Consider the following 16,804-nt stretch of genomic DNA (forward strand, 5'->3'; position numbering starts at 1 on the left):
TATAGTTTCTATTTTTTTTCGGGCAACACATTATGTTTGAAACCTTAACCGAACGTTTGACCCGCACCTTTAAAAATTTAAGGGGGCAAGGTCGATTAACTGAAGAGAATGTACAACACGCTTTGCGTGAGGTCAGGCTTTCACTGCTAGAAGCAGATGTTGCCTTACCTGTTATTAAAGAATTTGTTGAACAAGTAAAGCAAAAAGCTCTGGGACAGGAAGTGTTAACTGAACTCAATCCTGATCAAGCTTTTGTTAAAATCGTCCATGATGAATTGATTCATATTATGGGCAATGAACGTGTTGAACTTAATTTTAAAACCCAGCCTCCCGCAATATTTTTAATGGCGGGACTTCAGGGGTCTGGTAAAACAACCAGTACTGCAAAGCTGGCGCGTTACTTAAAAGAAACTGAGAATAAAAAGGTTATGGTAACGAGCGTCGACGTGTACCGACCCGCGGCAATACAGCAGCTTAAAGTATTAGCAGATCAAATTGGTGTAGCATTCTTCCCATCAGAAGCAAATGAACAACCTCTGGCCATTGCAAAAAAAGCAGTTGACACCGCCAAAAAACAATATATGGATGTATTGCTGATTGATACTGCAGGCCGATTGCATATCGATTCTGATATGATGGATGAAATAAAAGCCTTACACAAAGAAATTCATCCTATCGAAACTCTGTTCGTTGTTGACGGTATGACCGGACAAGATGCGGCGAATACTGCGAAAGCTTTTCATGAAGCCCTGCCATTGACCGGGGTTATACTCACTAAAACAGATGGGGATGCTCGAGGTGGTGCCGCTCTTTCGGTAAAACAAATAACTGGACAACCCATCAAATTTATTGGAAGCGGGGAAAAAGTAGATGCTTTGGAGCCCTTTCATCCTGAACGAATTGCCTCAAGAATTCTGGGTATGGGAGACATTCTCACACTTATTGAAGAAGTTGAGCGCAAAGCGGACAAGCAAGCCAGTGAGAAACTCGCTAAAAAACTAAAAAAAGGCAAAAGCTTTGATTTGGAGGATTTTAAACAGCAGCTTCTGCAAATGAATAATATGGGTGGCCTGGCCGGCATGATGAGCAAATTGCCCGGGATAAATCAGATGATGCCTCAGCAAGCTATGAAACAAGTCAGCGACAAAGCTATGGCACAAACTATCGCCATTATTAATTCGATGACCCCTAAAGAACGCCGGATACCCAAGCTTATCGTAGGTTCAAGGAAAAAACGCATTGCTTTGGGCTCAGGAACACAGATACAGGATGTGAATAAGTTATTAAAGCAATTTGAACAAATGCAAAAAATGATGAAAAAATTTACCAAACCTGGTGGAATGCAAAAAATGATGCGTGGAATTGGTGGAATGGCGGGTTTAAAAGGTATATTACCCGATGATTTTAAATAATTCGCAAGAATTACTTCACATGCTGAATTAATTTTCGTACAATACACGGCATTTTTACGTAACCACTCTAAAGTAGAGGAAAACAATGGTCGTTATACGTTTATCAAGAGGTGGCGCTAAAAAGCGTCCGTTTTATCATATGGTCGTTACTGATAGCCGCAAGCGTCGCGATGGCAGCTACATCGAGCGTATCGGTTATTTTAACCCTGTAGCTCGTGGACAAGAAGTACGCCTCCACATTGATGCAGAAAAATTAAGCCACTGGCAAAAAGTGGGTGCACAATTGTCTGATCGCGTAAGTGCTTTGGTCAAAGAATTTAATAAGAAAGAAAAAGGCGAAGCTGCTTAATAAAGTGAATAGTCAGGCGAACTGGATAGTAATTGCCCGTTTTGGGCGACCACATGGTATTAAAGGTTTTGTTACGGTTCACTCCTTCACAGAGCCTCGTGATAATGTCCTGAAGTATGCAAATTGGCATGCCTTTATTAATAATAAATGGCAGCCAATAAAATTAACCCATGCTGAAGTACAAAATAAATCCATTATAGTCCAAGTTGAAGGTTACCCTGAACGCGAATCAGTAGCTTGTCTTACTAATATAGAAATTGCAGTTCAACAGGAACAACTGGAAACACTGAAACCTGGTGAATATTACTGGCATCAACTTATAGGGATGAAAGTGATAAACCAACAAGGCGAACTTTTTGGAAATGTCACAGAGATAATCCCTACAGGTGCAAATGATGTGTTGGTTATAGAAGGTAATAAAAGACATTTAATACCTTATTTACCCGGCCAATTTATATTGGATATTGATAGCAATCGACAAATAATTACCGTTGATTGGGATGTGGATTTTTAAGTGGTGCTTCATCTCGGAGTAATTAGCTTAATACCCGAAATACTTAATTCCCTGAATTTTGGTATTACGGGCAGAGCAATTGAGCAGGAATTAGTCAAGATTGATTTCTGGAATCCAAGAGATTGGTCTTCCAGGCCCTACAGGCAAGTTGATGATAAGCCTTATGGTGGCGGTCCGGGAATGGTTATGATGTATGAGCCCTTAAAAGGGGCGATTTTGCAGGCGCGCAGGCAAATGCCGAGTCACTGTAAAACGATTTACCTAAGCCCCCAAGGTAAGGTAATTCGACAAAATGATTTAAACCAGGTGGCACAAGATAAACAACCCCTGCTTTTTATTGCCGGGCGATATGAAGGAATTGACGAGCGTATTCTTCACCAGTATGTGGATGAGGAATGGTCTCTTGGTGATTTTGTTTTAAGTGGTGGTGAGCTGGCCGCCATGGTATTTATCGATGCAATTATTCGTTTAATACCGGGAAGTTTGGGGCATCTTGGTTCGGCAGAACAAGATTCATTCATGAATGGTTTACTGGATTGCCCTCATTATACTCGACCAGCAACCGTTGACGGGCTAGAGGTGCCTCCGGTTTTACTAGGTGGCAATCACAGAGAAATAGAACTGTGGCGAAGAAAGCAATCTCTGGGTAAAACCTGGCTTAAACGTCCAGATTTACTTGAAAAAATACAGTTAAGTGAAACAGACAAGCAATTGCTTGCTAGGTTTAAGTATGAACACGGTGATTCCTAAAGGATGAACCAATTTGAGGAGTAGTCCATGACTAATATTATTGACCAATTAAATGCGGAACAAATGCAAGGGAAAGAAATCCCTGAGTTCAACCCAGGTGATACTGTTTTGGTTCAAGTGAAAGTAATTGAAGGTAACCGTGAACGTTTACAAGCTTTTGAAGGTATTGTCATAGCCAAACGTAATCGTGGTTTGAATTCTGCATTCACTGTCCGTAAAATTTCTCACGGTGTTGGCGTTGAGCGTGTATTCCAGACTTTTAGTCCGATTGTTGATAGCATTACCGTAAAAAGACGTGGTGATGTACGTCGCGCCAAGCTATATTATCTCCGAAATCTGGCTGGTCGTGCTGCACGCATCAAAGAAAAGTTGGCAGGGAAAAAAGATTAAATAATCGATCAACAATGAACTCCGCTCTCCTGAAATAAATACCGCAAACATGGCAACTTTTCAGGAGGAGCTGAGTTTTAGTTACAAGTTTCTCTCATTTCTAATCCAGTGTTTTCCTAAATAACAACGCACTCAAAATAACGATAAGCGTCATAAACAATAAAATTGGCCAGATATCAGGCCAAAGAATGCTAAAATCCGCACCCTTTAACATGATATTCCGAGTAATCTTGAGAAAATGCGTCAGCGGCAGGATTTGAGCGATGTGTTGAGCCCAGGCGGGCATGCCGCTATATGGAAATAAAAACCCCGATATCATAAATGCTACAAGTATATACGCATTCGTTGAGGCGACTGCTTGCAATTTAGTTTTTGCAAATACAGAAATCGCCAGCCCCATAGACAAATTGCTTATGGAGTATGGTGCCATAATTAAAAGATAAAGCGCTAAACTACCGTAGAACGGCACTGCAAAAACGGTAAAGGAAATAAATAATAATATAAATAAGATAAGGTATCCCACTATAAAATGTGGAATTACCTTACCAAAAATAATATTTAGTGCACTAAGCGGTGTGGTGAGCAATGTCTCAAAAGTTCCAGATTCATACTCTGCTGTAATTGACATCGCGGTGAGGAGAGTAAGTGTGGTAAATATCAAAACCGAAATTAGCCCTGGAACCATGTAATACTGGGAAATGCTTTCAGGATTGAATTTGGGTTGGACATCAAAAACAAAGGGTGTCTTCTGCGAGGAAAGGTAGCTTAGTGAGCCCTTCAACTCATGCTCAAATACTTTTTCAGATAAAACTGAAACCGCTCGAAAAGCATTTGCCACAGCCACCGGATCAGAAGCATCTGCTTCAATTAAGATGTGCGGATTATTTCCCCTTAATAAATCTCGGGAATAATTAGGAGGAATGTTAATAACAAATAACCCCTTGCCACTAAGTAATAAATTCTCAGCCTCTTTTTCGGTTTGAGCCCTGGAATCGAGTAAAAAGTATTCTGTATGTTTTAGACTTGCCAACAAGGAACGAGAGAATGAAGTCTCCTCTGCAGAGAGCACTGTGGTTGGCAAAAACTTGGGATTTGTATTAATCACGAATCCAAATAGAAGTATTTGGAGGACTGGGATAAAAAATAAAAATAAAAAAGTAGAAATATTACGTTTAATTTGAATCCATTCTTTTTTAGCTACGGTAAGAACCCGCCAAAATTCACTTTTTATCATTAGATTCTCTGCTCACCATAGGTAGAGAGCCAAACAAATACATCTTCCAATGTGGTCTCAATTATTTTTCCCTGAAAAAAATCATTTGAAATGTAAGGTTGTATCGCCTTGGATAATTCCTCCGCGTCTTTTCCGCTTGCATGTAATGCATTATGGAACCTCAAAACCTGATCCACTCCTTCAGTTGCCTCCAGTTGATGTGCCAACATTGCTATATTTTTTCCTTTGATTCTCCAGGTAGTAAGATTAACGGAGTTTAATATTTCCTCTATAGTTCCAGACATCAGAGTGCTTCCATAATACATGTAGGCAATTTTGTCGCACTTATCGACCTCATCCAAATTGTGTGAGCTTAATAAAATGGTAATTCCCTCTCTTGAAAGTTGATGCATCATCTCCCAAAATTCACGTCTGGCTTTGGGATCAATATTAGCCGTGGGTTCATCCAATAATAACAACAAGGGATCATGCAAGAGAGAAACAGCAAGAGATAAGCGTTGTTTCCACCCCCCAGATAATGTGCCTGCAATCTGATGTTTGTACTGATCCAGATCAAATTTATGCAAATATTTATCTATCTGTTCCATTTTATTAATCACACCATATACTTCAGCAAAAAAAAGCATGTTTTCATAGACAGTAAGATCTTTGTATAAGCCAAAGTTCTGGGACATGTATCCAACAAGTGTTTTAATCTGGCGAGATTGGGTTAAGATATCAAAACCCACACATTCCCCTGTACCTGAATCAGGGGTGATAAGACCACACAACATCCTTATAGATGTAGTTTTTCCTGCTCCATTTGGACCAATAAAGCCAAATATTTCTCCATATTTTACTTTGAGCTCAAGATTATTAACTACCTGTTTTTTTTCGAAAGTTTTAGTTAAGTGTCTTACATCAATTATATAATTGCTTTTATCCATAAAATACCCAATAAATTTTATCTTAAGATAAGAATGGCAACCTATTTAATCATATTAATTTCTCATCAACTTAGAAATGATCTTCTGAAATAGCGAGGGAGGTTCACTACTTATAAATTTTTTGACCATGTCCATTTCTATAATTAATAGTTCACTATCACTTCGCACATAAGCACTGTCAATTCTCCTCGTCTCTGACATAAATTCAACATCACCAAACATTTGATTAATTTTGATTAGGGTCGAAGAATTTTGCTTGTAATTCAACAGAACAATTTCACCTTTAAGCAGATAATAACAAGCATGGGCAACGTCTCCTTCTTGATACAAACAAGTCCCTGAAGGAATTTTTATATTTTGTGCAGCCCTGACCATGACTTGAATTTTTTCATGGGTAAAGTTCTTAAAGAGATGATGGGAACGAATATATTGAATTAAAAGAAATTCTTCACTTAGTTTTTTTAAATTGGGATATTTTACTTGCGGCTGTTTTAAAAATTGAAGAAAATCATAAAGACTGACTTTAAGAAGGTGCGTGGGACTTATTGCTTTTACCGTAGCGGTTTGTAGGCCTGTCTGGGAGGCAAATCCTTCTGAGGTTAAACCGATAATATCCCCTTTTTTTAATTCGGCAATACGCATGACCTGGTGTTTTTCCAAGGTATGTATTTTTCTGGTGACTTCTGCTAGGCCAGAAACAATAAAATAAATGCAATCAATTGCTTCCCCTTCAATCACAATATTTTGCTCTGCATCAACATATTCGGATTGGCAGTACATAAGCAATTGTTGGGCGCTTTGAGAATCCAAAAGACAAAAGAGAGGATGCTTTAAAATAAGATTCTCATAATTTTCTGAGTTTTTATTCATAATCAGAATATCCATACATTCAAAGTCCAAATGTTCTTTGAACATGCTATTTCTCTCTAGTCTAACGTTCTTCTGAAAAGTAAAACACCTAATAAAATAATAATTAGAGTAAAAATAATTATAGGCCACATGTCTGGCCATAATATATCCCACCCTGCTCCTTTTAACATGCTGTTTCTTGTTACGCGCACAAAGTGAGTCAAAGGGAGTAATTGGCTAATGTATTGTGCCCAATAAGGTATTCCACTGAAAGGGAACAAAAATCCAGAGATAATTGTTGCAATAATCAAATAGGCATTAAATAAGCCTAACGCTGCAAATTGTGTTTTGGTAACCGCGGAAATAGCAAGACCAGTACCCAGGCTCGATAAAGAATAAGGAGCTACAAGCAATAGGTAAAGAAAAAGGCTGCCTTGAAATGGAATAGAGAAAATAAAGTAGGCAATTGCTAATAATATAAACAAAAGTACATACCCAAAAATAAAATAAGGTATAACTTTTCCCAAAATTATATTGGCTGGTGTTAGAGGAGTAATTAATAAAGTCTCAAAGGTTCCCCTCTCGACCTCGGAATTAATAGAAACCGCCGTTAAAACAGCAAGGGTTGAAAAAATTAATAAAGCAATTAATCCAGGTATTGTATTGAATTGGGAGATATACTCAGGGTTATATTTTGCATGAATATCAAAAACAAATGGAGGTTGTGTCGGGGAAAGGTAATTTAGTGAACCTTGAAGTTGGTGTTCAAAAACTTTAGCGGGTAACTCAGAAACAGCCCGAAATGCATTGGCAACAGCTACAGGGTCAGAGGCATCAGCCTCTATCAGCACATGAGGGGTCTTTCCTCGAATGAGATCACGTGTAAAATTGGGTGGGATATTGATTACAAATAAAACTCGTCCACTAAGTAATAGTCGTTCCGCTGTTTTTTCATTTTGAGTTACCGTTTCAATGGAAAAATAATTGGTATTCTTTAATCCTTCCAATAAACTTCGGGTAAAAGAAGTATTTTCAGTAGTAATAACCACTGTAGGTAAATGTTTGGGATCGGTATTTATTATATAGCCAAATAAAAGGATTTGTATTACTGGAATAAAAATTAACCACAAAAAAATCAAGAAGTCTCGCTTGATCTGAATAAATTCTTTTTTAGCAATAGACCAAATACGAAGAAATTCAGTTTTTGTCATTTTCTTTCCTTGAAAGTCGACTTTGAAAAGGCATAGCTGAAAGAATAAAAGCAACATCCTATCTTAAGATTTACGAGACTGGCAATCTATATCACCTTAAAACTTGCTTGCTTGAAATGACACGCTGCTTCAATCCAGTATTGTAAACCTATATCAATTGGTGGTAATTTTTATTTTTACCTGATTGATTTAGTTCTCATAAAAATAATAAATATGCGAAAACCCTCCTCAAAATGGTTGTTTATTTTTACTTTATGCATTACTAGCATTGCTTGTAATAAAGAAAACAATTCATTGCAAGGATATGTTGATGCAGATTATACCTATATATCAAGTAACTTTTCCGGTAATCTCATGAGCTTGGATGTCGCCAAGGGAAATAAAGTTCAAAAAGGAGATTTATTATTTACTTTAGACGTAGAACCCCAAAAAGCTCAACTCCAAAAAGCCAAAGCAAATCTTAACAAAGCCCTGGCACAAACAAAGATTAAACAAGAACAATTGCAGTATCATTATGATCTGCTCCTACGCTATCGAAAACTGGCACGCTCTGGAGGGGTAAGCCGAGAACAACTTGAAGAAGTAAAGAATCATTATCTCAGTGCTAAAGAAGCTTTAGTTGTTCAAGAGGCAGCAGTCGAATCTTTTAAAGCAGAAATTTCCGAGGCACAATGGAATGAATCAAATAAAAAAATATATTCTTCTATTTCTGGTTATATTTACGATACCTATTTTACTGTAGGTGAGCTTGTAGCAAAAGAACGCCCAGTTCTTTCGCTAGTGGCCCCCGAAAACCTTAAGATTATTTTTTATCTTCCCGAACCTTTGTTACCCAAATTGAAGTTGAAAGATAAGATAACCATCAGTTGTGATGGCTGTGAGAAAAATTATTCTGCAACAGTAAACTACATCTCATCAAAAACAGAATATACCCCGCCCTACATCTTTAGTGAGAGTTCAAGAACAAAATTCGTTTATCGCATTGAAGCAAAACCCATCAAAACAGCATTTAGGCATTTACACCCCGGGCAACCAGTTACGATTAACTTCAATGGGAATGGATAGATAAATGGGGAAGCAAATGCAAATAATTTTTTTGTTTTTGTCCTTGTGGACTCTTTCCGGTTGCAAGGTGGGACCTAATTTCCGTTTACCTGAAACACCCAAAAACATTCGTTATAATCACACCAATAAAACAGTTAGCGCTCCCAGCTCAGCAGGTACATCCCAGCATTTGAATTACAACCAGGATATCTCCAGCTCCTGGTGGAAAATTTTTCATTCCAAGGAATTAAATGCACTCATTGCTCAAGGCTTACACCATAATCCAACCGTAGAAATGAGTAAAGCCAGGTTACGTAAAGCACAGGCCAATCTACTTGCTGTAGTCGGCCCTGAATTGTTTCCTGTAGCAAGCACTCAATTTTTGGCGAGCCGGGAACGAAATACATTAATTGCAACTGGAATCAATATTACTCCGCTTCCAGGACAACAACAGCTTCCATTTAGGTTCAGAAATCAATTTGATCTCTATGGCGCCGGAATTAGTGTTTCTTATAACTTAGATATATTTGGGGGAACCCGGCGTCAATTAGAAGCGTTACGAGCAGCAATAGATTATGAGCGCTTTGAACTGGAAGCATCCTACCTGGCATTAACCGGAAACATAGTAACAACCAGCATCATCATTGCTTCATTGCACGATCAATTAAAAACCATGGAGGACTTGATCGCATGTCAAAAGCACGCATTAAAACTAACTAAAAATAACTATCACTTAGGACATGTTTCGCGTCTTAATGTACTGGAAAGCGAGAACCGTCTAAAAGAAACTTTAGCTAATTTGCCCCCCATTAGGAACAGTTTGGCAAAACAATATAATGCTCTCGCAGTGCTTATTGGCTCCCCACCGAATGCAAGCAATCTTCCTCATTTTAAACTGAGCAATTTACACCTGCCATCTGAGCTCCCGCTTAGTTTGCCTTCTGAATTAATAAAACAACGGCCAGATGTACGAAGTGCAGAATCAATATTACATAAATCCAGTGCCGAGATAGGTGTTGCAACAGCCAATTTATTCCCAAAATTTAATATCATAGGCAACTACGGTTGGTTTTCAACAACATTAAGTACCCTTTTTAATCCTATGAATAATGTATGGAGTTATGCCGGACAAGTGGCCCAGACTTTGTTAAAAGGCGGCGCTTTACGTGCACAACGAAAAATGGCCATTGCCGAATATGAATATGCCCTGGCCCAATATAGAAAAATAATGATTGATGCGTTTGTGGACGTAGCAAATGTCCTCCATAGCCTCGAATATGACGCGGAATTGTTACAGGCCCAGGCTAATTCAGAAAAAAATTCCCTTCATCAACTTAATTTAATCAAAACCCAGTATCACCTGGGTAAAGTGAATTATTTGGCAGTCCTGCACGCAAAATCAGCATACTTAAAAAACCATTTAAATGTAATTCAAGCAGAAGCCGCCCGTTACACCGATACAGCCATGCTGTTTCAGGCTTTGGGAGGCGGCTGGTGGAACCGAAAGTCCCCTGCTTGATGAACTATAGCCAAAATTAGTTCCTCATTACGTATTCTTTATTAACCAACTCTTCAAATATTTTTTGCTATTTATTTACTCTTGTTGGGTTATAAATGTTCTATACTGAGTATATCCTTGCATAGAAATAATAAAGCACGGGCGTTCTGGAACAATTCATTTGGAAAAAAGGACATTGAATTAGGATTTAAATTAATTTGGTGTAAAAGTGGTAACCTTTTTCAAGACAAGGCGTAGTCAGTTCATAGTATCTACAACTCTGTTTTTTTAATGCGGGAGCCTTTATTCACCAAAAGATTTATAGGTGTTACGGTGAACAAGTTTAATTTCTCTTTTTGGAAAATCAGTTGGATTGATAGTGGTATAGTTTTAACTGGAATCAGCATTATTTTAGGTACCTGGATTATAGCTCTTTTATCCCCAACCCTTAGAGAAGGAATTTTAGGAGTTAACTGGTGGTATATTTCAATATTTTTACTAATTACCCTTCATATAACCTTAACCCTCCAAACCATTTATTTACATCGTTCTGAAACCCATAGGGCGGTAAAATTTCATCCTTTGCTAACCCATTTGTTTAGATTTTGGCTATGGCTATTTATTGGAGCAAAACGAAGGGAGTGGGTTGCAATCCATCACCTTCATCACAAGTATACGGATACACCAAAAGATCCTCATTCACCAGTGATTAACGGCCTTTTTAAAATGTTGCTTTATGGCCTTGAAGTGGTTCATGAAGCAAAAAAAAGTGATAGCGTCCGTACGTTTGAAATTCATGATTATGATTTTTTGGAAAAGAATTTGTATGAAAAACACGCTGAAAAAGGTCCAATTCTTTTATTATGTTTAGAAGTTCTTGCCCTGGGAATTTGGGCGGTACCTCTTTGGAGTATACAAATTATATTAGTATCAATTATTACAACCTTTTATATTAATGGCATGGCGCATACTGTCGGATATAGGAGTTATAATACGAATGACAACTCAAAAAATATTTGTAGACTCGGTGTCCTTGGATGTGGGGAAGAGTTACATAATAATCATCATGCCAATCCTGCAAGCGCCAATTTTTCCCATAGAAAAGATGAATTCGATTTAGGGTGGTTTTATATCCAAAAATTAGTGGCACTGAAATTGGCATCCGTACGTAAAGAATAAAAATAGAATACAGGTATGGAAGTGCAAAAGTTGGAATGAGGCAATAATGTTTTCTTTTTCTGAAAATACCTTACTTTTTTAGATCAAAATTTACTGCGTCATTTGAAGACAAGTTTGTCCCGGAAATTAAATCCCCTAGTGATTTTTCACGTAACACGATGCTAAAAAAACTTATTCCTATTCCTGTTGCCCAACGCCAGGCATATTCCCGGGCAGAAGGAGGAGATATATTATTCAAACATTCCAATTCGCTCTTGCTGGGATGCAATTCCCGCAGTGAGTTCACGTATGTAGTAATTACATGAGCTACTTTCGGAGACATTTCAGTTTGTTTATACAAATAGCCAAGAAAACGTTTTGCCATACTTAATCGTGCACTATAAAGTTCATCGTCTTTTATTTTGATGCGTTCCAGGTGCAAAATATAATCTTCAAGAAGATATCTGGGCGCAGTAACCGCATTGATTTTTGCAAATGCATCCACCACTTCTTTTTCATCGGCGCTTTCTACCCACTCATAAAACTGCATTTGCGCATCTTCTAATCTCTTTTCATAAGTAAATGGATTTAGCTGGGCAAGTTTTTCACCAATTAATTTATCTATTGTCCGTCCTGTAATCTGGTTCTGTGATAATCTTTGTATATCCATTGCAGATTTCTGAAAAACCATACATAGAAATAAGGCTTGGCTAATTATTTTAAGCGAATAGTCCAATTTTCCTTGTAAAGGCTTGGACTCCATCTCAAATACAGCCTGCAAGATCGCTAGTTTTTTTGCATCTTCCTCAGAATAACTATGGCTTAACCATTCAAAAATCAACACATTTACTAAGTCGTCTGCGCCTTTAGTCTCATATTTCTTCGTAATAAAATCGACCCATTGCAAAAAAAGAAGGTAATGTCCTTCCCGCAGAGCATTGATGTATTCAGAACTGGATGAAAGCATGACGATCCTTGACTGCTTTTTTAGAATTTTATCCTATACTTAAAAAACAAAAACATGCAAGTGGTGCACACTATGAACAGGAAGTGGTATGTAACTATTGCTTTATCTCTTTTACCTTTGAATCTGGCGTTCGCAAATTGTGATTTAACCCAATTTCGTTGGGAGTGTGATTTGCCCGTTCAAGTCAAACCCAAACCCGGAGCCACGTCACTTGTATATTGTGGCAATTCTTATGGCTACATCACCAAACAAGAGTACGACATATTGGCGCGTTATCAACGAGCCAATGTGAACATGGTATTGAATATTAATGGTGAATACATAGACAGTCCTTGTATCGGCGCGCAAAGATAGTACAATCACCGCCAATCTATCCCTATTAATTTATATATTTGGGAAATATCCTAGCCTGGGTGCGGCATAGCGGCATCCGGGATTTTGAAGTTGAGTTTTCCCGGGGCCGCTGCGTTGCAACCAGGATACAAGTAAGACTAATGAGATGATCATTGAAATCGATGGTATTCCCATAGAAATATTAAGAAAAAAAATTAAAAATATGCACTTACGCATTTATCCTCCTGATGGATTAGTGAAGGTAAGTGCGCCTCAGAGATTGAGTGAGCAGCTTATAAGGCAAAGCCTTGCCTCTAAAAGCACATGGATTCATCAACAAAGAGAGCGTATTCGTAACCGTTCTGCAGGCGAGGAGTGCACATTTGCAACGGGCTCTACAGTACCCTTCTTAGGAAAAAAATATTTATTAATCATTGAAGAGCATAATGGGCCAACACAAATCAGGATTAATGATGCGATCATGCGCTGTTACAGTCCGCCTGATAGTTCCCCCCACCTGATACAAGCCATTATTGAGCGCTGGTACAAAAATCAAATGCAGATACTTTTACCTGATCTGATTGAACATTGGGAAAGAATTATAGGAGTTAAAGTAGTTGAATGGGGAATAAGAAAAATGAAGACCCGCTGGGGTTCCTGTAATACCAAAGCCGCGAGGATTTGGTTGAATCTTAATCTCATAAAAAAACCCGCGACGTGTTTGGAGTATGTTCTTGTCCATGAATTGATCCATTTGCTAGAACCCAGTCATAATAAAAGATTTTATCAGTTAATGAGCCAATTTATGCCCCAGTGGCGAGAATTTGAATACCAACTTGAAGGACGTGTGCTGTGATTGAATCAGAACAACTTATTCACAACCTTTGTACCCAGGGTTTTTATATTATCGATGACTTTTTAGATCTCAGTGAATGTCACTCTTTGCTTGATACAGCCCGAAAATCCTATGAACAGGGGTTATTTCGCAGGGCTAAAATCGGTCTTAAACTCGAGTCGCACAAGAATGATATTATTCGTTCTGATGAAATATTCTGGCTAAACGAAAATGAAACCAATCCCGCGATACAAATCTTTTTGGAAAAAATAAAGCAATTAGCCCGCATATTGAATGAGTCCCTCTTTTTGGGTTTGCATGAATTCGAAACCCATTTCGCTGCCTATCAGCCCGGAACTTTTTATAAAAAACATGTGGACCAATTTGCGGCGCAAAAAACCCGAAAGATTTCTTGTGTGTATTATTTAAATAAGAACTGGAATCCAGAGTATGGAGGGGAATTAAAGCTCTACACTAAGGAAGAGAAATTGATCAAGGAGGTACACCCCCTGGAAAATCGTTTCATTTGTTTTAATAGTGAATTACCCCATGAAGTTTGCGTTACCCATCAGCCTCGATACAGTATTACCGGGTGGATGAAAACCCATTCACATTTTTTATTAAACAGAAGCGAGTTCTCAAATAGGCAAGCAAATTGTAATGCAACAGAATCTACATGACTTGCTCGCGGAATACCGTAATTATTGTGTATAATGAAATTTTAATTCATTACATCCCATATGCATGCCTTAGACATCAAACAGTTATATAAAACCTATGCCAATGGTGTACAGGCACTAAAAGGTATCGATTTAACCATAGATACAGGGGACTTTTTCGCCTTATTAGGTGCGAATGGCGCAGGAAAGTCGACTACTATCGGTTTAATTACTACCCTACTTAATAAGACCTCTGGCAGTATCAGCATTCACGGCTATGACTTGGATAAAGAACCTGAGAAAGCCAAATCCTGTTTAGGACTGGTTCCCCAGGAAATTAATCTTAATATTTTTGAAACGAGTGAACAAATTCTTCTAAATCAGGCAGGATACTACGGAATCTCCCGAAAGCAGGCCCAACCCCGAGTTGAATCACTTTTGCAACAATTAGGTCTTTGGGAAAAAAGAGACTCCATAGCCCGCCATTTATCAGGTGGAATGAAACGCCGCCTGATGATCGCCAGAGCGTTAATTCATCAACCCAAAGTTTTAATCCTTGATGAACCCACAGCAGGCGTCGATATCGAAATCCGGCATAGCATGTGGGAATTTCTTACCCGCACCAATGCAGAAGGCACTACAATTATTCTCACCACCCATTATCTAGAGGAAGCAGAACAATTGTGCAAAAACATTGCAATTATCGATAAAGGGGAAATTATCAAAAATTCATCGATGAAAGCTTTGTTGCAAACATTGCGCCATCAAACTTTTATTTTCAATACAGAAAATCGCATCGAATCTCTGCCCGATTTACATCCATTTAAGCCGACTCTGATTGATAGCACCACGATAGAACTACGGGTTGATAACAATTTAAACTTAAATGATGCTTTTGCGCTTTTGACCCAACACGGGATAAAAATTCATAGTATGCGCAATAAAACCAATCGCTTGGAAGAACTCTTTTTGGATCTTATAAAAAATGGCCATTAAAAAACAAGCAGTCGCTTTATATACTTTGGTACGACGTGAGTTGGTGCGCATGTTTCGCATTGCCAGTCAAGTCTTTTTACCTCCAGTGATTACCACTACCCTTTATTTTCTCATCTTCGGGAGTTTAATAGGTCCCCGAATCGGCTCGATTGAAGGAGTGAGCTATCCCATGTTCATTGCTCCGGGGTTAATCATGATGTCGGTTATAGTGAACTCCTACGGCAATGTATCCTCCTCTCTGTATAGCGTTCGCTTTCAAAAAAGCATCGAGGAAATGCTTGTCAGCCCTATGCATAACAGTCTATTGCTTTTGGGATATGTTTTAGGAGGAGTATTTAGAGGCTTAATCGTAGCTGCTTTGGTATATATTATTGCCAGTTTTTTTCTGACGGTTGAACTCAGTCATTTGCCGATGACGTTACTTGTTGTGTTGCTGGTATCTGCTGTATTTTCCTTGGCAGGCTTCACAAATGCCATGGTTGCGCGGAATTTTGATGATATTATGATTATTCCAACCTTTGTACTCACCCCACTTACCTACCTGGGAGGGGTATTCTACAGCATTAATATGCTCCCTGAATTCTGGCAGAAAGTATCATCTCTTAATCCTATTTTATACATGGTAAATGCGCTGAGAAAAGCCATGATAGGTCAAAGTGAAGTCAATATCACGTTGGCAATGGGGATCATTGTACTCATGCTGGTCTTACTTACCCTTCTTAATATGATTTTATTAAAAAAAGGTGTAGGTTTTCGCGAATAACCAGAAAAACTCCTGGGTGAGGGCTGCGCTTCACCCAGGATAAGATACAGATGCTAGACGGTACCAAAAATCTGACAAATTAAAGAAATATCAGCTATAGTAGCAGCTTGCGCAGCTTGGGTTGAAACAGAAGTAGATGTTGCGGTGACTTGTGCTGTGGAAAGATAGGTAATACTGTCTACACCACTGCCGCTATCATTCGTAACAGTCTTTCCCGCCTCCGTAGTCATTGAAACCACATCCCCGGTACTTGTTGCCACCTCCCCTTCTTTAGGGAATGGAGCATTAACTATTTTATCTGCCGTAACACGAACACTTGCCCCTGGGCGAAGAAATTCATTTCTTGCCAAAACAAGTCCTTCAATTACCTGGACGTAAGTCATTTTAGGAGAAGCCACATACACTCGAACATCTGTGCCAAGTATTGCAAGCGATAAAATGGGCGTTTTAAGCGATTCCTTAATTTTTTCCGGCGTTTTTATCTCAATCTTGCCCTTACTCAATTCTGCCTTGATTTGTACCGATTCTTTAGGTGCATAGGCAAGAATTTTATAATTCGAATTTTCTCCTATACTCACCAATGCTCCATTGGAATATTGCAGGTTTGCTGCAGCGGAATCGCCGGTAATCACCTCCTCGCCCACCTCAACAGCAGAACCTCGAGTAATGGCACGCTCGCCCCCCTTATGCTGGGCCACGACCTTTTTTTGCGTGAATAAAACAGTGGCGGCAGATTGGGCAAAAACCTGGCTGGCCAACATTATTAATCCTGTAGCTATTACTTTTTTCATATAGATTCCCATACAATTTTTAATTAAAAGGAGTTATAAGTACTGAAAATAGGGCAATATAAAACAACGGGTATTTATACTTTTGGGTTTAGCAGATTCTTTCATCAGTCCATCCTTAGCCTTTG

The 16,804-nt window shown here is 38.6% G+C and carries 19 protein-coding genes; 13 read left to right on the forward strand and 6 right to left on the reverse strand.

From position 1 onward, the window contains the following. Positions 1 to 32 precede the first annotated feature (32 nt). From ffh to rplS, 5 genes are all read left to right on the forward strand, one after another. On the forward strand, positions 33 to 1,412 hold the full coding sequence (ffh, locus tag KYQ_RS13250) for a signal recognition particle protein (RefSeq protein WP_019350174.1): 1,380 nt from the start codon (positions 33 to 35) through the stop codon (positions 1,410 to 1,412). Positions 1,413 to 1,497: 85 nt separating this feature from the next. Next, a complete protein-coding gene (gene rpsP, locus KYQ_RS13255; RefSeq protein ID WP_010654748.1) occupies positions 1,498 to 1,761 on the forward strand; it encodes a 30S ribosomal protein S16 in 264 nt (87 codons plus the stop codon). 4 nt (positions 1,762 to 1,765) lie between these two features. Then, positions 1,766 to 2,275 (forward strand): ribosome maturation factor RimM, encoded by a 510-nt coding sequence (gene rimM / locus KYQ_RS13260; protein WP_010654749.1) that lies wholly within the window; start codon positions 1,766 to 1,768, stop codon positions 2,273 to 2,275. After that, positions 2,276 to 3,025, forward strand: a complete 750-nt coding sequence (gene trmD / locus KYQ_RS13265; RefSeq protein ID WP_019350175.1) for a tRNA (guanosine(37)-N1)-methyltransferase TrmD — start codon at positions 2,276 to 2,278, stop codon at positions 3,023 to 3,025. It begins immediately after the preceding gene. Between the two features lie 27 nt (positions 3,026 to 3,052). Further along, positions 3,053 to 3,415, forward strand: coding sequence for a 50S ribosomal protein L19 (rplS, locus tag KYQ_RS13270; RefSeq protein ID WP_010654751.1), 363 nt, complete (start codon positions 3,053 to 3,055; stop codon positions 3,413 to 3,415). 100 nt (positions 3,416 to 3,515) lie between these two features. Here rplS and KYQ_RS13275 read toward each other — a convergent pair whose 3' ends face one another. Genes KYQ_RS13275 through KYQ_RS13290 form a run of 4 tightly spaced genes read right to left on the reverse strand, consistent with a single transcriptional unit; the run spans position 3,516 to position 7,635 of the window. After that, complete coding sequence (locus tag KYQ_RS13275; protein WP_010654752.1) at positions 3,516 to 4,649, reverse strand: ABC transporter permease; 1,134 nt, start codon at positions 4,647 to 4,649, stop codon at positions 3,516 to 3,518. After that, entirely contained in the window at positions 4,649 to 5,575 is a 927-nt protein-coding gene (locus KYQ_RS13280; RefSeq protein WP_010654753.1) for an ABC transporter ATP-binding protein, read from the reverse strand. Before KYQ_RS13280 ends, KYQ_RS13275 begins: the two co-directional genes overlap by 1 nt. Positions 5,576 to 5,629: 54 nt before the next feature. Continuing rightward, positions 5,630 to 6,490 carry a cyclic nucleotide-binding domain-containing protein gene (locus tag KYQ_RS13285; protein WP_010654754.1) on the reverse strand — a complete coding sequence of 287 codons (861 nt, stop codon included), beginning with the start codon at positions 6,488 to 6,490 and terminating at the stop codon, positions 5,630 to 5,632. 11 nt (positions 6,491 to 6,501) lie between these two features. Beyond that, complete coding sequence (locus KYQ_RS13290; protein ID WP_010654755.1) at positions 6,502 to 7,635, reverse strand: ABC transporter permease; 1,134 nt, start codon at positions 7,633 to 7,635, stop codon at positions 6,502 to 6,504. A gap of 213 nt (positions 7,636 to 7,848) precedes the next feature. Between KYQ_RS13290 and KYQ_RS13295 the strand changes: the two genes are divergently transcribed. The 3 genes from KYQ_RS13295 (at position 7,849) to KYQ_RS13305 (ending at position 11,356) form a co-directional block, all read left to right on the forward strand. After that, a complete protein-coding gene (locus KYQ_RS13295; RefSeq protein WP_010654756.1) occupies positions 7,849 to 8,700 on the forward strand; it encodes an HlyD family secretion protein in 852 nt (283 codons plus the stop codon). Positions 8,701 to 8,716: 16 nt separating this feature from the next. Next, positions 8,717 to 10,198, forward strand: a complete 1,482-nt coding sequence (locus KYQ_RS13300; RefSeq protein WP_231294557.1) for an efflux transporter outer membrane subunit — start codon at positions 8,717 to 8,719, stop codon at positions 10,196 to 10,198. Between the two features lie 312 nt (positions 10,199 to 10,510). Beyond that, a complete protein-coding gene (locus KYQ_RS13305) occupies positions 10,511 to 11,356 on the forward strand; it encodes an acyl-CoA desaturase (protein WP_010654758.1) in 846 nt (281 codons plus the stop codon). A gap of 70 nt (positions 11,357 to 11,426) precedes the next feature. Here KYQ_RS13305 and KYQ_RS13310 read toward each other — a convergent pair whose 3' ends face one another. Beyond that, the gene (locus tag KYQ_RS13310; RefSeq protein WP_010654759.1) at positions 11,427 to 12,302 is read right to left on the reverse strand and encodes a helical bundle domain-containing protein; all 876 of its coding nucleotides are present in this window, start codon (positions 12,300 to 12,302) and stop codon (positions 11,427 to 11,429) included. Positions 12,303 to 12,374: 72 nt separating this feature from the next. Here KYQ_RS13310 and KYQ_RS13315 point away from each other — a divergent pair, with 72 nt between their 5' ends. From KYQ_RS13315 to KYQ_RS13335, 5 genes are all read left to right on the forward strand, one after another. Next, positions 12,375 to 12,656 carry a hypothetical protein gene (locus tag KYQ_RS13315; protein WP_010654760.1) on the forward strand — a complete coding sequence of 94 codons (282 nt, stop codon included), beginning with the start codon at positions 12,375 to 12,377 and terminating at the stop codon, positions 12,654 to 12,656. A gap of 145 nt (positions 12,657 to 12,801) precedes the next feature. Beyond that, positions 12,802 to 13,491 (forward strand): M48 family metallopeptidase, encoded by a 690-nt coding sequence (locus tag KYQ_RS13320; RefSeq protein ID WP_010654761.1) that lies wholly within the window; start codon positions 12,802 to 12,804, stop codon positions 13,489 to 13,491. Then, positions 13,488 to 14,150 (forward strand): 2OG-Fe(II) oxygenase, encoded by a 663-nt coding sequence (locus KYQ_RS13325; RefSeq protein ID WP_010654762.1) that lies wholly within the window; start codon positions 13,488 to 13,490, stop codon positions 14,148 to 14,150. The genes KYQ_RS13320 and KYQ_RS13325 overlap by 4 nt, the downstream gene beginning before the upstream one ends. 60 nt (positions 14,151 to 14,210) lie before the next feature. Beyond that, positions 14,211 to 15,125: an ABC transporter ATP-binding protein gene (locus tag KYQ_RS13330; protein WP_010654763.1), complete on the forward strand. Its 915-nt coding sequence runs from the start codon at positions 14,211 to 14,213 to the stop codon at positions 15,123 to 15,125. After that, complete coding sequence (locus KYQ_RS13335; protein WP_010654764.1) at positions 15,115 to 15,888, forward strand: ABC transporter permease; 774 nt, start codon at positions 15,115 to 15,117, stop codon at positions 15,886 to 15,888. The genes KYQ_RS13330 and KYQ_RS13335 overlap by 11 nt, the downstream gene beginning before the upstream one ends. Positions 15,889 to 15,941: 53 nt before the next feature. On the opposite strand, the gene KYQ_RS13340 is transcribed toward KYQ_RS13335, so the two are convergent. Then, positions 15,942 to 16,679, reverse strand: a complete 738-nt coding sequence (locus KYQ_RS13340) for a FecR family protein (RefSeq protein ID WP_010654765.1) — start codon at positions 16,677 to 16,679, stop codon at positions 15,942 to 15,944. Positions 16,680 to 16,804: the final 125 nt, after the last annotated feature.

The sequence above is a fragment of the Fluoribacter dumoffii NY 23 genome, from assembly GCF_000236165.1.
GTDB lineage: Bacteria > Pseudomonadota > Gammaproteobacteria > Legionellales > Legionellaceae > Legionella > Legionella dumoffii.